General features: G+C 59.8%; 18 protein-coding genes and 1 pseudogene. 8 read left to right on the forward strand and 11 right to left on the reverse strand.

The features are described from left to right. Window positions 1-53 precede the first annotated feature (53 nt). From AC1RUK_RS21010 to AC1RUK_RS21050, 9 genes and pseudogenes are all read right to left on the reverse strand, one after another. Complete coding sequence (locus AC1RUK_RS21010; RefSeq protein ID WP_481839122.1) at window positions 54-509, reverse strand: potassium channel family protein; 456 nt, start codon at window positions 507-509, stop codon at window positions 54-56. Further along, a complete protein-coding gene (locus tag AC1RUK_RS21015) occupies window positions 506-1612 on the reverse strand; it encodes an AI-2E family transporter (RefSeq protein ID WP_481839121.1) in 1107 nt (368 codons plus the stop codon). The genes AC1RUK_RS21010 and AC1RUK_RS21015 overlap by 4 nt, the downstream gene beginning before the upstream one ends. 98 nt (window positions 1613-1710) lie before the next feature. Then, window positions 1711-1929, reverse strand: coding sequence for a hypothetical protein (locus AC1RUK_RS21020; protein ID WP_481839120.1), 219 nt, complete (start codon window positions 1927-1929; stop codon window positions 1711-1713). Between the two features lie 133 nt (window positions 1930-2062). Continuing rightward, a complete protein-coding gene (locus AC1RUK_RS21025) occupies window positions 2063-2722 on the reverse strand; it encodes a L,D-transpeptidase (RefSeq protein ID WP_481839119.1) in 660 nt (219 codons plus the stop codon). Between the two features lie 68 nt (window positions 2723-2790). Then, window positions 2791-3735 carry an ABC transporter substrate-binding protein gene (locus AC1RUK_RS21030; RefSeq protein ID WP_481839118.1) on the reverse strand — a complete coding sequence of 315 codons (945 nt, stop codon included), beginning with the start codon at window positions 3733-3735 and terminating at the stop codon, window positions 2791-2793. 417 nt (window positions 3736-4152) lie between these two features. Then, complete coding sequence (locus AC1RUK_RS21035) at window positions 4153-4626, reverse strand: BA14K family protein (protein WP_481839117.1); 474 nt, start codon at window positions 4624-4626, stop codon at window positions 4153-4155. 184 nt (window positions 4627-4810) lie between these two features. Continuing rightward, window positions 4811-5281 carry a hypothetical protein gene (locus tag AC1RUK_RS21040; RefSeq protein WP_481839116.1) on the reverse strand — a complete coding sequence of 157 codons (471 nt, stop codon included), beginning with the start codon at window positions 5279-5281 and terminating at the stop codon, window positions 4811-4813. An 87-nt stretch (window positions 5282-5368) separates the two neighbouring features. Beyond that, window positions 5369-6105: pseudogene (locus AC1RUK_RS21045) on the reverse strand (hypothetical protein). 120 nt (window positions 6106-6225) lie between these two features. Continuing rightward, complete coding sequence (locus tag AC1RUK_RS21050) at window positions 6226-6534, reverse strand: hypothetical protein (protein WP_481839115.1); 309 nt, start codon at window positions 6532-6534, stop codon at window positions 6226-6228. A 63-nt stretch (window positions 6535-6597) separates the two neighbouring features. On the opposite strand from AC1RUK_RS21050, the gene AC1RUK_RS21055 reads away from it, so the two are divergent. After that, window positions 6598-8373 (forward strand): hypothetical protein, encoded by a 1776-nt coding sequence (locus AC1RUK_RS21055; protein ID WP_481839114.1) that lies wholly within the window; start codon window positions 6598-6600, stop codon window positions 8371-8373. 224 nt (window positions 8374-8597) lie between these two features. Here the strand turns inward: AC1RUK_RS21055 and AC1RUK_RS21060 are convergent, their stop codons facing one another. Together AC1RUK_RS21060 and AC1RUK_RS21065 are read right to left on the reverse strand one after the other, a co-directional pair. Then, the gene (locus tag AC1RUK_RS21060) at window positions 8598-9167 is read right to left on the reverse strand and encodes a helix-turn-helix domain-containing protein (RefSeq protein WP_481839113.1); all 570 of its coding nucleotides are present in this window, start codon (window positions 9165-9167) and stop codon (window positions 8598-8600) included. Next, window positions 9164-9493 (reverse strand): hypothetical protein, encoded by a 330-nt coding sequence (locus AC1RUK_RS21065; protein WP_481839112.1) that lies wholly within the window; start codon window positions 9491-9493, stop codon window positions 9164-9166. The genes AC1RUK_RS21060 and AC1RUK_RS21065 overlap by 4 nt, the downstream gene beginning before the upstream one ends. 481 nt (window positions 9494-9974) lie before the next feature. On the opposite strand from AC1RUK_RS21065, the gene AC1RUK_RS21070 reads away from it, so the two are divergent. From AC1RUK_RS21070 to AC1RUK_RS21100, 7 genes are all read left to right on the forward strand, one after another. Then, window positions 9975-10688, forward strand: a complete 714-nt coding sequence (locus AC1RUK_RS21070; RefSeq protein WP_481839111.1) for a SphA family protein — start codon at window positions 9975-9977, stop codon at window positions 10686-10688. A 75-nt stretch (window positions 10689-10763) separates the two neighbouring features. Continuing rightward, entirely contained in the window at window positions 10764-12272 is a 1509-nt protein-coding gene (locus tag AC1RUK_RS21075; protein WP_481840098.1) for an arylsulfatase B, read from the forward strand. A gap of 129 nt (window positions 12273-12401) precedes the next feature. Further along, window positions 12402-13310: a formylglycine-generating enzyme family protein gene (locus tag AC1RUK_RS21080; RefSeq protein WP_481839109.1), complete on the forward strand. Its 909-nt coding sequence runs from the start codon at window positions 12402-12404 to the stop codon at window positions 13308-13310. Window positions 13311-13334: 24 nt separating this feature from the next. Next, entirely contained in the window at window positions 13335-13553 is a 219-nt protein-coding gene (locus AC1RUK_RS21085) for a hypothetical protein (RefSeq protein ID WP_481839108.1), read from the forward strand. A 149-nt stretch (window positions 13554-13702) separates the two neighbouring features. Then, window positions 13703-14029 (forward strand): hypothetical protein, encoded by a 327-nt coding sequence (locus AC1RUK_RS21090; RefSeq protein ID WP_481839107.1) that lies wholly within the window; start codon window positions 13703-13705, stop codon window positions 14027-14029. Between the two features lie 311 nt (window positions 14030-14340). Further along, window positions 14341-14616: a hypothetical protein gene (locus tag AC1RUK_RS21095; protein WP_481840099.1), complete on the forward strand. Its 276-nt coding sequence runs from the start codon at window positions 14341-14343 to the stop codon at window positions 14614-14616. Next, window positions 14597-16531, forward strand: a complete 1935-nt coding sequence (locus AC1RUK_RS21100; protein ID WP_481839106.1) for a DUF3604 domain-containing protein — start codon at window positions 14597-14599, stop codon at window positions 16529-16531. Before AC1RUK_RS21095 ends, AC1RUK_RS21100 begins: the two co-directional genes overlap by 20 nt. Window positions 16532-16596: the final 65 nt, after the last annotated feature.

The raw sequence follows: 16596 nt of genomic DNA on the forward strand, positions 1-16596 counted from the left end.
CGGCTTGCTCGATCTCGCAATGCCGCGGAAGCGCGCCCTCGGCATGAAGAGCTTCAACCTGCATCCTGCGCGCCGGCCGAATGCGTCGCGGACCTTTCGGTCGTGGCATGCTGGACCGCGGCGATGAACAGGGCCGTGGTAACCCCGAACATCATCAGCCCATTGGCGGCCTGAAGCGGCGCAAGTAGTCGCATGCGGCCGGTGAGAACCACGTCGCCATAGCCAAGCGAGGTGAAGGTGACGCCCGAAAAATATACCGCCGTTTCAAAGTCCTCGAAGGCACCCAGAGACCTGTAGAGCAGCGCCCAGAACACGACCTGGACGACGTTGCCGATCATAAGCACGATCATCAGTATCGAGAATTGCAGGAAGATCGACCGCCACGGATTGGGACCCAGCGGTTGTTTGGTGGCCCTGGCGAAGTAGCGTGCGGCGAACATCGATGCCAGAGCCTGCAGTGCAAGGCATACCGACATCGCCAGCAAGCCGACCACAAGAACCGTAATCACGGCGCCGGACCCTCAATCTGTGGCTCGCCTTCGACCGGGGGCTGGCTCAGCCATTCATTGAGCAGCACATAGCCAACGGCCAACAGCACCGGGCCCACAAACAGGCCGAGCAGGCCGTCGACGAGCATGCCGCCGATGACACCAATCAGAATTACCGGCATCGGCGCTTCCAGTCCGCGGCCGAGCATCAATGGCTTGAGGATATTGTCGCTGAGCCCGGCGAAAAGGCTCCAGACCGCAAAGATGATCGCAGGCGTGGTTGCTTCCGTCGAGAAGACATAAACCATGACAGGCAGGATCAGCAGCACCGCCGGCACCTGCACAATGGCCAGCAGAAGCGTTGCGAACGTCAAAAGTCCGGCTCCCGGAATGCCAATGGCGAAGAAGCCGATGCCGACGAGCAGCGCCTGGATCACCGCCACGCCGACCACGCCGAGTGCCACGCCGCGGATCGTGGCGGCGGTCAGCGTAACCAGGTGGGCCCCGCGCGCCGTGCTGCCGGTGACACGTTCCAACAGGCGCCTGGCGAATTCGGCGGCACCCTTGCCGTAGGCTATGAGCACCGCGGCGATCGCGAACGAAAGAATAAACGATAGCTCACCGGCAGCCAGTCCGCCGGCGAACGACATCAGCGATGCCGCAGGCCCGCTCAACATGTGGCCGTATTTGGCAAGTGCGGCCGGCATGTTGGCGGCGACGAGCGCCCAGGTCTCCGTCAGTTTCTGGCCGACCAGCGGGAGATCGGCGAGCCATGGCGGCGGCGGCGGCACCGTCAGGCTGTGGTTCTGCAAGCCCGAGACGAGCGAGAATATGGAAGACCCAAGCGACGTCACCACCGTGACCAACGGCACCAGCATCACCACAACGCTGACCAGTCCGATCAACAGCGCCGACCATCGATTGCCCAGCCGGACGGTCAGGCGGAGATGCAGTGGATTCAGCATTACCGCCAGGATCACCGACCACAACAGGATGCCGGCAAACGGCAATATGATCCGGCTGCAGGCGTAAACCAGCAAGGCCAACAGTCCGATTTGAAGTGCAGCATCGAGCATGGTCGAACGCGGATGCGCGTGATCGGAGTTAGGCTCGTTCAGGTTCATTATCTATGCCTCTCACTATCTATGCCTCGTTGCCTAGTCGTATATTGTCGCCAATTCCCGTCGCTGGAGCGATCACACGAGAATCCGACCCGAGCCTATCAGATGGGCTCAACCGATTTGACAGCGCCGTCCGTATCCACGAGGCAACTTGTCTTCTTGCCGCCGGCATCGAGCTCGACCTGATAGGTCTTGGAATCGATCTTGCTCGAGGAGACCGGAAGGATCTTGGCGCTGTCGACGCCGCTCGCCTTGGCGACCGCGCTGGCGCAAAGAAGCTGCAGATCCGCCGGAGCCGTCTCAACCTGCGTCCTCGACATCTGCTCCGGAGCAGGCGGCGGCGTGCTGACGCAAGCGCTCAAGCTCTGTGCCATGAATCCAAGAGCTACAACCAGGACCGATCTTCTCACTGCACGTTTTGCCGACATTGCTTGTCCCTCTCCGAATACCGCCTCACACGCCCTTGTAGAGGGCCGCCCCCTGCATGAGCACGATGACCTTGGCGCCGACCTTGACGCGGGCAGCGAAGTCGGTGATGTCGTCGTTCCGCATCCGGATACACCCTGATGACACGTCGAGTCCGATCGTCCAGGGCTCCGGTGTGCCGTGTATCCGGTAGATCGTGTCCTGATCGCCCTCGTAGAGGTAGAGCGCCCTGGCGCCGAGCGGATTGTCGGGGCCTCCCGGCATGCCCGCCGCATATTTGACCGCGTTCGGATCACGGGCGACCATTTCGGCAGGCGGTGTCCAGGTCGGCCATTCCGCCATGCGGCCGACGCGCACGATACCGGCCCATCCAAACCCTTCCCGACCGACGCCGATGCCGTAGCGCATGGCCTGCTGACCTGACTGCACAAGGTAGAGAAAATGCTTGTTGCCATCGATGATGATCGTGCCGGGGACCTCCGCGGTGCGGAACTTGACCATCTGCGGACGAAATGCCTCGGGCACCTCCTTGTGGGCGGCGTAGTATTTTCGCGCTTTCTTCTTGTCGTAATCGACCCACTTGTGGGTCTGCGGATCGAATACCTGCGTTTGAGCGGCATACGCCAGTGTCACGCCGATCGCGGTCAGGATGAGCGCTGCGCCAAGAACCAGGCGGCGACCAGCCATTCTGCGATTATTGCTTTTCGGAGTGATGGACCGGTTTGCGAGCGAAAGGGTCATGTTCGTCCCTATCCCTATTTCGACCAGGCGTTCAGCCGGTCTTGATGGTTTGCAACCCAGGCCTGCGCGTACTTGGCGGGATCCTGCCGATCAACCTGCAATGCGTAGCTCATCTCGGTGACCTCCTCTGGTGTGAAGTCGACATGGGAGAGGAAGGCCGCCACTTTCGGCAGGCGCTTCGCCGTCGATGACGCGAACCCGATGTAGAAATGCGATGCGTCCCACGCCACCGGTGCCTCCGATTTCGACAGCCAGTCAGGGTCGTCGCTCGGCATCACGATGTGCCACTTGGCGGGATCGTATTTCGGCTCGGTCAACTGAACGATATCATGGAGCTCGAAAATGTGATGCGGACTGTAGCAGTAGAATGCGATCGGTTGCCCGGTTGCCGCGGCCGCATCGACAGCGGCCATTGCCATGTCTTCCGGCATTTGAAGGAGCGTCATCGTTTTTTCGTAGCCGTAGCTCTTTGCCCGGATCTTCTCGATGCTCGTCGACGACCAGCCTAGTGCACCGATCCACATTTCGCCCATGCCATCGCCGTCGGTATCGAACACGGTCGCCTTTTTCGGATCGGCCAGATCTGAGATGTCCCTGATGCCGTATTTGTCAGCCGTCTCGCGCGTGACGCAGATGCCCTGCGTGGCCGACACACCCTTGGGGCTGAGGTCCACGGACTTGCGCCCGTCGACGTATTTCTTGACCAGTGAATCGAGATTGGGAAGCCAGACTTCCGGATAGACGTCGACCTCACCGGTATCCATTCCGGCGAATGCGGTCATGGAGCCCATCTCGCGCACGTCGGCGTCCAGATTGAGTTTTTCCTTTATGCCGTACTTGATGATGTTGGCCGCCGCTTGGCCCGACGGCCAGTTCGGCATTGCAATGAGGAGATCCGCCGCAAAGACCGGTGTATGGAGCGCGAGCATCGTCAATGCTGCTAGCGACACTTTCAGCATATGCTGCCGAAATCGACTGTCCATTTTCTCCCCCTTGCGTCGGGATTGAAATCAACCGCGGCGGCAACGAGAAAAACTCCCGATCTGCCGCGGCAAGCACCAGCCTGTAAAACCAAACGTCGTCAAAGACGACAAACTGCAGAACTGGCGCACCGCCGCCAAGACCGCTTTTGTGTGCCAGCCGACGGCGTTCCGTCCCGTTGTTGGTTCTTGTTGTCCCCGAGACTAGCGGACCGAACCGGCGGCGGAACGTAAGTTACGTGGAGGGCAGGGTAACTTTCTGACTGCAAGGCCGTTCGACGGCGGGTGGAATCTCGTCGCGGATGGCCATGCAAGGCTGGACGCCATCGGCGGCTCAATATCGAGCTGTGTCGACCAAAATCGGTCCAAAGGCGCCGCTGCCCGCGACGACGATCGCTAGTAACAATTGCCGGAATCCGCTTCCCTGGGCGAGCATGGGCGATAGGACCTGTTTGAGTGATACCTATACCTATTGCCGTAATAGCGGTCGCCATAATACCGGTCGCGGTAATACGGATCGACATAGTACCGGTCGCGGTAATAGGGATCGCCGTAGTAGGGTCCGCCGTAATACGGATCGTCGTAGAAGCCGCTTCCGTAATACCCGCCGTAGTAGCCGTTGTTGTTGGCGATCACGCTGCCGAGCAGCGCCCCGGCGACAAATGCACCGCCGGGGACCCAGAAGTCGTTGTGCCGGTGGTAGTTGCGGTGGCCGCGATAGCCCCTGTACCAGCCATCCCGAACCTGGATGACATCGGACTGCGCGCCTTGTGCCCTGGGCACGAAAATCGGCGCGGCATCAACCGGAACAGTGCTCGTAAGTGCAAAGGTTGCGACCAGGGAGGTCGCTATGCCTGACAGGAACCTCATGATCGAGTCCTCGCTGGTGGCAATTTGCCGTATGCGAAACGTCGTCATTAACTAAAGGAAACGTCGTCGATCCAAATTTGTTCCAGACGTGCCAATTGCCGGAAGCCGCTTCGCACGTTGGACAGGCAGGCAAGGCCGCCGACCATCGGAACCCTTGTAACGGACTGGATTTGGTCAGCCTGAATTATCTGGCGCGGCCAGAGGAATGGTCTTCTCTTGCCCCGCCCAACCGTTCTATTTCGAGCGAATAGCAAAACAGACTGAACAGAACCAGCAGGACTTCCAACAGCTTGACTGCTCCCTGTATGAAGGAAGGGAATTGATCGAGTTCCGGTACATGGCGGAAAAAGAAGACCGAAAACAAAGCGCCGCCAAAGAAAAAGCTGACCCGGCTGGCAAACAGGAACAGGTGCCTCACCAAGGCATTGCGGAATGGTGCGGGGACCGCAACCCAACGAAACCTGACCCAGTAACAGGCCTGCAGAACGAGCGCACCGCAAGCCACCGCGGCCTGGTGATAAGGACTGATGTCCTGTGGTTCTCCCAATTGGGTGATCACTTGCCGGAAGATAGGGAAAATCGTCAAATACAAGAACATCGCCGCAGCAGTCTCAACGACCATCAACATGACGTACCGGATGTTGTTGCTGGTCATGCTGCGCTATCCTCCAGGCAGGCATCGCCACTCCGACGTTTTCGCCGGCGCCAGCGAGGGGGTCAATCCTCCGCTAAATGTTCCTGCCTAGCATTCCGGAAGGACCAGTCCCATGATCGGTCCTTGCTGGACGACATCGAAGACGAAGCCGTCATTGCGGTAGTTGACGCCGAGCGCGCGGTAGCCGGCGACCGCCGAAAACCGTTCGTTGAAGCGGTAGCCCAGCGCGGCTGCGACATCCCAGTCGACATTGGCACCGCCTGCGCCAACCATGCCCCAGCCCGTCAGATAGACATCGGGCGTAAGCGAGTAATTCGCGCGAACGCCAACCAGGCCATCCACCCAGGTCGCTCCGTCGCTGCCGGAGGCACCGTCGAGGATGCCACCGTGGAAGTCGAGGTCCGTGTTTACGGACCAGACCCTCATTGCACCGACGAAATCGAGACGTCCGGCATCACTCTGGAGGATTGAATAGCCAGCTCCGACCAGCCCTGAAAATGTTTCGGAGGTGAGATCGACACTGGTTGCGACGACGCCGCTCGGCGTGCCGCTTTCTCCAGATATTTTCACATACTGGAGGTCGCCGAAAATGCTGTAGCCATCGCGGCGAAGTCGAGATTCTTCAGGATGTCGCTGAAATTCGCATCAACGTCGATCGGGGGCAGACCGAACTGCGCCACTTCCCCCGACATTCCAGCCGCCCAGAAATACGGCGCGACGGAGAACGTCCACCCTTGTTCGGTGACCACCGGCTTCAGGTCCGGCGTCACTGGTGCGACCGCATCCGCGGCTGGGTAAGCCAAAGGAGGGAAATAACGACACAACCCAAGGCTTTCATGTCAGGGTCCCCTCCTGTGTTCCACCACCCTATGCTTGATTTATTGCTCTGGGAAACGGGAGTGTTGGCATGTTTCCCGCGCTGTCGGCCCGGCACTCATGGCTGTTCACCGTGGCGGCCATGGGTTGATACCGGATTTGCGGGCGGCCTCGGTGTTCAGCACTGCTGCTCCTACCTCTCCAACCAAGCGATCCACCAGTTCCTGCCATTCGGCTCGTCTGGCTTCGCGCAATTCCAGCGGGGCCTCGTCGACCTTCGAAAGCGCAAACTCTGCATCCGCGAGTTCCTCGCAGATGTCGCGAAAGGTCTCACTTCGGTCCATCAGCCGATGGATCATAAATTCAAACTGGGGGTATCGGCGTACTGCCGCCGAGACCGCTCGGTGTCTGTCAGACGATCCGTCTTTTGTGTTCATGACGCCAGTTCATCGACCTGACGGAATCATATTGCAAAGAGAGGGCAGCAGAAGGTAAGTTACGTGGGCAAGCATGTAACCGCACAACAACAAGAACGCGGTTGCAAGGGATCAAGTGAAGACATGGCGATCCAGGCGGAAACGCCCGCACCGGGGGAGCGTGAGCTCCCCATCGAGGGTCGTCGCGCCCAACTTGCCCTTATCCTCGACAGTACGGACTTCGATGCCACCGGCCGCGAGCGCCGCTTCCTCAGCCATGTGGTGGAAGAGGCATTGTCGGGACGAGGCGACCGCATCAAGGCCTATTCGATCGCAGTCGAAGTGTTTGGTCGCGGCGAGTCGTTCGACCCGCAAACGGATCCGATCGTTCGCATCGAGGCTGGCCACCTCAGGCGCGCGCTCGAGCGCTATTATCTGACGGCCGGACACACAGACCCAATCCTGATCACGATTCCAAAGGGAGGGTATGCTCCTGTTTTCGCGCTTCGTTCGCAGCCTTCGTTGGCTGAGCCGCAAGTGGGCGTTGTTTCTCAAACAATCACCCACTCTCCGGCCCGATGGATTGCGTTCCTGCTGCCGGCGATGCTTGCAGCCATTCTCGCGGCTGGAGCGTCGGTGTTGGCGTGGTCGTGGACGTCTGTCAGGTCAAGCGTGCCAGAAACGCCCCGTGTGCTTGTTGAGTCTTTTGACGATCTGACCGGCAACGCAGCGGCGGCAGCCATTGCGAGCGGATTGAAGCAGGAAATTGTCAGCCAGCTTTCGAAGTTCCGGGATATTGTAGTCATGGAATCGGCGCCTAAGGACGGCGATACGTTGACCTCGCCACCGCGATTCGTCCTTGCCGGAAGCGTCAACCTGTCGGTCGATACCTTTCTGCTTCGGGTCAGGTTGATCAACCGAGCCAACGGTTCGGTTCTGTGGGCAGACAGCTATGATGGCCGGATGAAAGTCGCGGAACTTGTCGAAGCTCAGGCGGACATCGCGCGGAATGTATCGACGAGCTTGGCTCAAGCCTATGGCGTCATCTTCCAGGCGGATGCCAATCTCCATGTCGACAATCCGCCCGACGATTGGGTGGCATATTCTTGCACGCTGTCTTTCTACGCATATCGTGTGAACCTCAGCCCAGAAATCCGTGCATCCGTACGTACGTGCCTCGAGAAGGCCGTGGGGCGCTTCCCGAACTACGCCACCGCCTGGGGTCTTCTTTCGCTTGTCTACATCGATGACTATCGGTTCGAATTTCCAAGCGACCCCACATTGTCCGCCGCCGCGCTCGATCGCGCCCTGGCCGCCGCAAGGCAGGCGGTGGAAGTCGACCCTCTCAATGTAAGAGGGCTTCAGGGAGAAATGCTTGCGCTCTATTTCAGCAAGGAAATCAATCTGGCATTGGGAGTGGGCAAACGGGGTTTGGCCATCAACCCCAACGACACCGAGTTCATGGGTGAATACGGACAGCGCCTGGCAGTCTCCGGAAATTGGCGTGACGGCTGCGCGTTGATAACGGAGGCGCGCAAAAAAAATCCGTGGTCGTTAGGCTACTATGAGGTGGATTTGGCTCTTTGCTCTTATTTCAGCGGCGATTATCCGCAAGCGGTTATGTGGATGAAGAAATCGCCGGTTCGATCGAATCCGATCTATCATATTGTTGCGGCCGCCGTTCTGAGCGAAGGAGGTTACAAGATCGAGGCCGATCGCGAGCGCGCCTGGCTGGAGCAAAATCAACCGGCTTGGGCGAAGAACATGCGCCAAGTGGTTACGATGCGCCTAGCCCGTTCGCAAGACGTCGAAATTTTCATACGTTCACTGAGGAAAGCCGGCTTCAACGTGGCGGACTGACCGCCGTGACGTGTCGGCGGTTGTGCCACGCCGTGCAGCGCTGAAGCTGAGCCGCGTAATCCGCGCCCAGAGAAAGAAGGTGTTCTGCGCCTGGACAAAGCCCAAGCTCCTAACGCCGTGCCGGGGGGCCGGGCCCGGTTTCATGCCCAGAGGCGTATGTCGACCCCCGCGAAGGAGGCGATTACCGGGTCGCTCTCGCATTCGCCAGCTTCACCAGCCGCCGGTCACAATCCCCCAGGACGAAGCATTGTTTCTTTGGGGGACTCGCCGAAGAGCGAGCGATAGCTCGCTGCGAAACGACCAAGATGGTTGATCCCGATGTCCGTCGCCACCCGTGTGACACTTAGCCCATTCGCACGCGCAGTCGCCAGTTGCCGCCTGGCTTCATTGAGACGGAGCGCCTGCATAAATTCGCGCGGACTTACGGCGAAGGTGGTACGAAAGGCGTACTCCAACTGTCGGCGGCTGACGCCGACTTCCCTGCACAACCGAATGATCGGCATCTCTTCCCAAATGTGGGCGTGAATGAAATCCTGAGCCCTCCAGGCCTGGCGGAGATGTCGACGTGCAGACCGATCGATCCCGGGGTCACGATCGTCGGCGACCGCACAAGCTTCGGCCAGCGATCCCAGATATTCAGTGAACGCGATGGGAGGATGCTCCGAGTAACCCGGATCGCTTGCGGCTGCAACGAGGCGGTCGGCCATCAACACGATCTGGTTCCGGAACGTTCGAGCATCGCTTGTAGCGAGCCGAACGGCGCGGGCTTGATCGGCCGCCTGTTCGACGATCACCCCTGCGGCAACCGCCTGGATTTCCGCCCAGATCGCGGTCGAACAACGGCGCCCGCGTAGCTGAGGCCGGGCTTGACGGTTGCCGTCACCGTCGTCCCGGCTGGGATTGTCACGATCATGCCATCTTGGAGCGGAAGGCCGCAGATTGTCGACTCGCGGGCGCGCTCGACAGCCAAAACCACCACAGAGCCCCGATCCAGCCCGCCACTGGCTCGCAAGGCGCAGTTGAACTCGGCCATATCGATTGCCCACTTGCCGTGGGACTGGATTTGGCGGATGCGCGACGGCTGTCCCCCGGCCGAGAGCCTGTCGACCTTCACCAGCATTCCCGAGGCTGCATCGGCAAGCTGGTCTTGGCCAAGCTGCACATCCCGGTGTGAAGGCGATGAAGGCCAGGATGTCAAAAAATACCTCCTTTGCGCAAAATGGATAGCAGCACAGTTTTGTTGGGTGTAACTTTTGCACAAATTGCGCGAGATCAACTAGCGCGAAAATATCGCCAACGCATGGCGAGTGGGGGACTATGGAGAGAGAAGACGAAATTCAGAAGGGTGTGCCAAGGGCCGCCCTTGCCGGGACTTTGATGCGTCGTGGAGCCAGCGGCTTCTTCGGCGCGGCTGCGACCGTGTTGGCAAGCTTGGCGATAATGCCGAGCCTTCACGCCGCGGAAGGCGGCGCGAGCTTCTATCTGCTCGGCTCGCGCGGCCCTATGGCGGGTTTCACCCGCCGCCAGGCGTCTTCTTCCAGAATTAGTTTTACGTCTATTCCGGAAACGCAAGCGTCAATCTGGATCTCGGCGGAAAGCTCGTGGCCGACGTCGATGCCAAGATCCTTGTCAACCTGTCGACCGCTCTTTGGGTTACTCCCTGGCAGGTCATGGGCGGCAACCTTGCATTCACGGCGACTGTGCCGATCGGCGGACCTGACATTGAGGGTAGAATTGTCCCGAGTCCGTTTTCGACTTCCGACAGCATCACGACCTTTGGCGATCCGGTGCTTGGAACGTTTGTCGGCTGGCACAGCGGCAATTTTCACTGGCAGACCGGCGTGAGCGTGAATGTGCCGGTGGGCGACTACCACGAGGGCGATCTTGCCAACATGTCCTTCAACCACTGGGCCACGGACATATATGCATCAGGCACGTGGCTCAACCCCACTACGGGCCTTGAGCTCTCAGGCGCGGTGGGGATCACCTTCAATGGGAAGAATCCGGCAACCGACTACAAGAACGGAACGGAGTTCCACTTTGAAGGGGCGATCGACCAGCACTTCAGCGAGGCCTTTGATGTGGGCCTGGTGGGTTACTACTATGACCAGCTGACCGACGATACCGGGGCCGGCGCTCCCGCGGCGCTCGACAGATTCCAGGGCCGAGTGGCGGCCGTCGGCGGCACCGTCGGCTACACCTTCAAGGTCGGCAAGCTGCCTGTTTCGACTAGGTTCAAATACTTTCACGAGTTCGACGTCGAGAAACGTCTCGAAGGCGACTCGGCCTTTTTGCCGGGGGTTGCGGGGAAATGATCGGCGGCGGAAGACCAACATGCCGGGTTATGAGCAGAGTGGTATCAACTGCTTCAACAGGGACAAGGGGGAAAGATGAGTAGTAATCGAAACTTCCCGGCAGAGGCGGGTATCGGCAACAACATGACGCGACGGGACGCATTGATGGCCGGCACGGCGGCCGCAGTTTCACGGCTGGCTGCACCGATCGGCCTCTCTGGCGCGCTCGCCGGCCTCGCCGGCGTTCAGCCGGCGGCCGCCCAGCCGGCACGCCCCAACATCGTCTACATCATCTCCGACGACCAGGGTTGGAAGGACGTGGGCTTCCACGGTTCCGACATCAAGACGCCGAACATCGACAGGCTCGCCGCCGAAGGCGCGCGCTTGGAACAGTTCTATGTCCAACCGATGTGCACGCCCACCCGCGCGGCGCTGATGACGGGACGCTATCCGTTGCGCTACGGGCTGCAGATGGGCGTTATCCCGTCGGGTGGCAGCTACGGGCTTGCGACGGACGAGTATCTGCTGCCCCAGATGCTCAAGGACGCGGGATACAAGACAGCGATGGTGGGCAAGTGGCATCTGGGTCACGCGAAGACTGAATACTGGCCCCGTCAGCGGGGATTCGATTCCTTCTACGGCGCCCTGGTTGGCGAAATCGATCATTTCAAGCACGCTTCCCACGGAGTGAGGGACTGGTACCGCAACAACAAGCCGCTGAAGGAGCCCGGCTACGACAACACCCTGTTCGGCATGGAGGCCGCCAAGGTAATCGAAAAACACGACGGCAAGGCGCCACTATTCTTGTATCTCGCATTCACCGCACCGCATTCGCCCTACCAGGCGCCTGAAGAGCACGTCAAAAAATATGCTCATGTCGCCGATGAGCAGCGGCGGCTCTATTCCGCCATGGTTTCAGTCATGGACGAGGAAATCGGCCGAGTGGTTGCCGCGCTCGAGAAGAAGAAGATGCGCGACAATACCATCGTCGTCTTTCAGAGCGACAATGGCGGGGTCCGTTCCGCTATGTTCGCAGGCGAATCGGAGGTTGGCGGCAACCTCCCGGCCAACAACGGGCCGTATCGCGATGGCAAGGGTACGCTTTACGAAGGCGGCACGCGCGTCTGCGGCTTGGTGAACTGGCCGGGCAAGGTGAAGGCGGGTGACGTGGACGGCATGATACACGTCTCGGACATCTATCCGACTCTCGCCGCGCTTGTCGGGGCGAAACCGACCAAGAACAAGCCGCTCGACGGCATGAACGTCTGGGATACGATCAGCGAGGGCAAACCCTCGCCCCGCAGTGAGATGGTCTACAATGTTGACCCGACCGGCGGCGCAATCCGTGAAGGCGACATGAAGCTCATATGGTCGGCTGGCGTGTTGGAGCGAGTCGAGCTGTTCGATCTTGCCGCCGACAAATCCGAAAGCAATAATCTGGCCGACAAGAGTCCCGATAAAGTCAAGGAATTGAAAGGGAAAATCGTGGATCTCGCCAAACAAATGGCGCCGCCCCTGCTGATGGTGGAAGCGATCAAACTGACCTTCGGCGCACCGCCAATCTCGGCCGATCCGTCGTCGATGTTCAATGAGCTTGGAGATTAGCTGAGCCAGATCAAAGTCCGGAAATTCCATGGAACTGAAATCATGAATGACGCGGGCGCGGCTGTGCCATCTACAGAGGATTTGGAACGTGTCCGTCCCGTTCCTTGGCGCAGTCCGCAAGTTAAAAATATGGTGCAGGTTCCCAGCGGCGAATTCCTGATGGGTTCGGACCACCACTATCCGGAAGAGGCGCCGGCGCACCGTGTTGTCGTCGGCGGCTTCTGGATGGATCGCACGACCGTCACCAATGGTGAATTCAGGCACTTTGTGGAGGCTAGCGGTTACGTCACGCTGGCCGAGCGTCCGGCAAATGCCGCGGACTATCCCGGAGCCAGCGTTGGTTCATTGGCGCCGGCTTCAGCCTTGTTCGTCAAGCCTCCGCGCGGCATCGATCGCAGCAATCACTACAATTGGTGGGCCTACGTGCGCGGCGCGAATTGGCGACATCCGCGCGGGCCAGCCAGTAGCCTCAAGGGCCTTGAAACCCATCCTGTCGTCCATATCGCATACGAGGACGCGCAAGCCTATGCGAACTGGGCGGGAAAGGCGCTGCCGACCGAGGCCGAATGGGAGTTGGCCGCTCGCGGCGGGCTGGATGGCGCCGAGTTCGCATGGGGCGACGAACTAAACCCTGACGGCCAGCATATGGCCAACACGTACCAGGGTGAGTTCCCGTTCCGCAACGATTGCGAGGACGGCTACGAATGGACGGCGCCGGTCGGTTCCTTTCCGGCCAACGGCTATGGGCTCTACGACATGGCCGGCAATGTCTGGCAGTGGACAACTGACTGGTACCAGGAGCACCGCCGCATCGAGAGCCCTTGCTGCACAATGACCAATCCGCGTGGCGGTGAGCGTGAGGCGAGCTACGACCCGCTGACGCCCGACATCAGGATCCCGCGAAAGGTGACCAAGGGCGGGTCTTTCCTGTGCGCTCCCAGCTACTGCCGGCGTTACCGGCCGGCCGCGCGCATGGCGCAGCCTGTAGACACCTCCACATGCCACCTCGGTTTCCGTTGCATCGTCCGTGCAGCATGATGGCGGCAGGACAGGCACCTATCAATGATGCTCAATCTCAACGACTATCCCATGCCGGCGATCTTCGCGATCAGCATAATACTGATTCTGGGTGCGGGCGAAGTGGGCTGCTGGCTGGGCGAGCGAGCAGCGAGGGTGGGCGTGGTCGGCGTGCCAACACTGGAGGGCGCGATCCTTGGCCTGCTGCGATCGATACGTCGCTTCGACGAGCACGGCGTCGCGCCGTGCCTCGAAGCGCGATAGGGCCATCGAAAAGGTGAAACCGATCATCAGAGCGGCACCACAGCACTGCGCGCCCGCCTTCTACCGGCGCCGCACAACAGCGAGTCCTGAAGCTATTGCACGACTTTGTGCAGCTTAGGCTCGACCTCACCAGCAAGGCAGTTGCCTCCGTGAAGGAGCTCAACGACACCATCACCCGGTCCAACGCCATCCAAGAGACGCTCCGGCAGCAGGCGATGGCAGTTGCCGTGACGGACAATGCGATGGTGCCAACCGGGCTCTTCATGCAATCTCTCAACGAGACTATCGACGATCAGGAGAGGCGCCTTGTGGCACTGAACAATCGTCTACCTATGATTGTCGTGGTTGCCCTGCACAGTGTCTCCATGATTGCTATCGGCTTCGCTGGCTATGGGCGCGGGCTTCAGGGTGAGCCAGCATCCATGATCGATGCGGCGGCGGGCCTTGCCTTTCCCGACCTAAGCTCACCCAATTGAACGTCACGGCACGCCACTGACTCGCGATACGCTCCAAGGCGCGCAAGTGGGGGAACTGTCGTGGCCGGCGGTTGCGATCCACGCCGTGCTCGGCCTGCTTCTCGCTCTCGCATGGGTTGGGGTTGGGCGGCTCTAGGCGAACCGGGACCGTCACAAGCGACCGTTCAGAGCACAGAGCATACCCGATGTTACGGGCGGTCTCGCGCCTTGTCGATTAGCCTATGAAACGCTCGGCTGATGTTTTTGCCCGACCGCGATGAGGGACATCGTCACATAAGCAAGACCCAAACCTTCGTATGGGAGCGATCGAAATGTGGGCCGTGATGCCCGACGGATATTCGGTTGACGCTTTCGCGCAAGAACTCGAACTCGAGGCTGAGCTGATCTGCATCAACGCCGACAAAAACGAGAGCAGAAACAAAAAAGGCGACCGTTCAGGTAGTCTATTGGCCTGCCAGGTAACATCACTAGGGACGGTTGTCATCGAAGCAGTCGCGCAAAATTCGACGCCCCAGTTTCGCAACCAAATGAATCAAATCAAAACTTTCAACGAATGGAAACAAGACTATGCGCAGTTCAGTTTTTAGGTCCATTCTTCTGAGTGCGACCATTCTCGGCCTGTCGGCGCAAGCCTTTGCTGATGACGACATTGGTACACTTTCACCAGAGAAGGCGGCAAAGGTCTTTGCCGCGAAGCCTGTCTATTCGCCCTATGCCGGTCGAAATTTTCCTACCCGGCCGTTCTTCGGGGACACGCATCTTCACACTGCGGCTTCTTTCGATGCAGGCGCGTTCGGCGCGCGGCTGACACCGCGTGACGCCTATCGCTTTGCGCGCGGCGAGGAAATCACGGCGTCGAGCGGTCAGCCGGCCAAGCTGTCGCGGCCGCTAGACTTCCTGGTGGTGGCCGACCATTCAGACAACATGGGCATGTTCCCGGACCTGTTTGCCGGCAAGCCAGACGTTATTGCCGACCCTCAGGCCAAGACCTGGTACGATATGATCAAGTCAGGACAAGGCGGCGACGCCGCGATCCAGATCATCCAGGCCTTCAGCTCGGGATCGCTTCCGAAGAGCATGATATATGGACCTGAAACCCGCCCCTACAAGAACGCGTGGCAGGATACGATAAAAGCGGCGGAGGAATACAACGATCCGGGCCGTTTCACTGCTGTCATCGGCTATGAATGGACGTCCAACACGGCGGGCAACAATCTGCATCGCAACGTGATCTTCCGCGACAACGGCGACAAGGCCGACCAGATCGTGCCCTACACGACCTTGAAGCCCCTTGGCAGCGACAATCCGCGCGATCTGTGGAAATGGATGCAGGCCTATGAGGACAAGACGGGCGGCAGCGTGCTGGCCATCGCCCATAACGGCAACCTCTCCAATGGCCGTATGTTCCCGCTGATCGAATCCTTCACCAACAAGCCGGTGGACAAGGAATATGTGGAGCAGCGTGCCAAGTGGGAGCGGCTCTATGAGGCCACCCAGACCAAGGGCGATGGCGAAACCCACCCGACCCTTTCGCCCAACGACGAATTTGCCAATTTCGAACGGTGGGACTTTGGCAACCTTGATGGCAGCGTGGCGAAAACTCCCGATATGCTGGAGTTCGAATATGCGCGCTCAGCACTGCGGAATGGTCTCAAGCTCGAAGCCGAGCTCGGCACCAACCCCTACAAGTTCGGGCTGGTCGGCAGCACGGACGCGCATACCGGCCTCGCGGCCGTCGAAGAGGAGAACTTCTTCGGCAAGACCACGCCGCAGGAGCCGAGCCCGGAGCGCATGTTGAATACATTCTTCAGTAATCCAAAAACGAACATAAAGGTCATGGACTGGCAGGTCAGCGCTTCGGGTTATGCCGCGGTGTGGGCGACGGAAAACACCCGTGAAGCCCTCTGGGATGCCATGCAGCGCAAGGAAACCTATGCCACCACGGGACCGCGCATGGCCGTGCGCTTCTTCGGCGGTTGGGACTTCGAGCAGGCAGATGCCGAGACCCGCAATCCGGGCGCTATCGGCTATGCCAAAGGCGTGCCCATGGGCGGCGACTTGACGGCAGCACCGGAGGGCAAGGTACCGACGTTCCTCGTGGCTGCACTTAAAGATCCGATCGGCGCCAATCTCGATCGCTACCAGATCGTCAAGGGGTGGCTTGATGACAAGGATCAAACTCATGAGCAGGTCTATGACGTAGCTTGGGGTGGCGACCGCAAGTTCGGCGCAGATGACAAGCTCCCATCGGTTGGCAGCACGGTGGATGTCGAAAACGCTACGTGGAAGAACACCATAGGCGCCTCGGAATTGATTGCGGTCTGGAAAGATCCCGACTTCAATCCAAAGCAGAAGGCTTTCTACTACGGTCGCGTCATCGAGATCCCGACGCCGCGCTGGACAGCCTACGACGCCAAGCGCTTTGGCACGAAGCCACTGGAGGGGACACCGATGACGGTGACGGAGCGCGCCTACACTTCGCCTATCTGGTACACGCCTTGAAGTCGCCCTGGAGTTGACCTGAAAGTTCGGTGCGGCCGCCTTGTTGACCGCCGCACCACCTTGCT

It is taken from the genome of Mesorhizobium monacense (assembly GCF_056781675.1).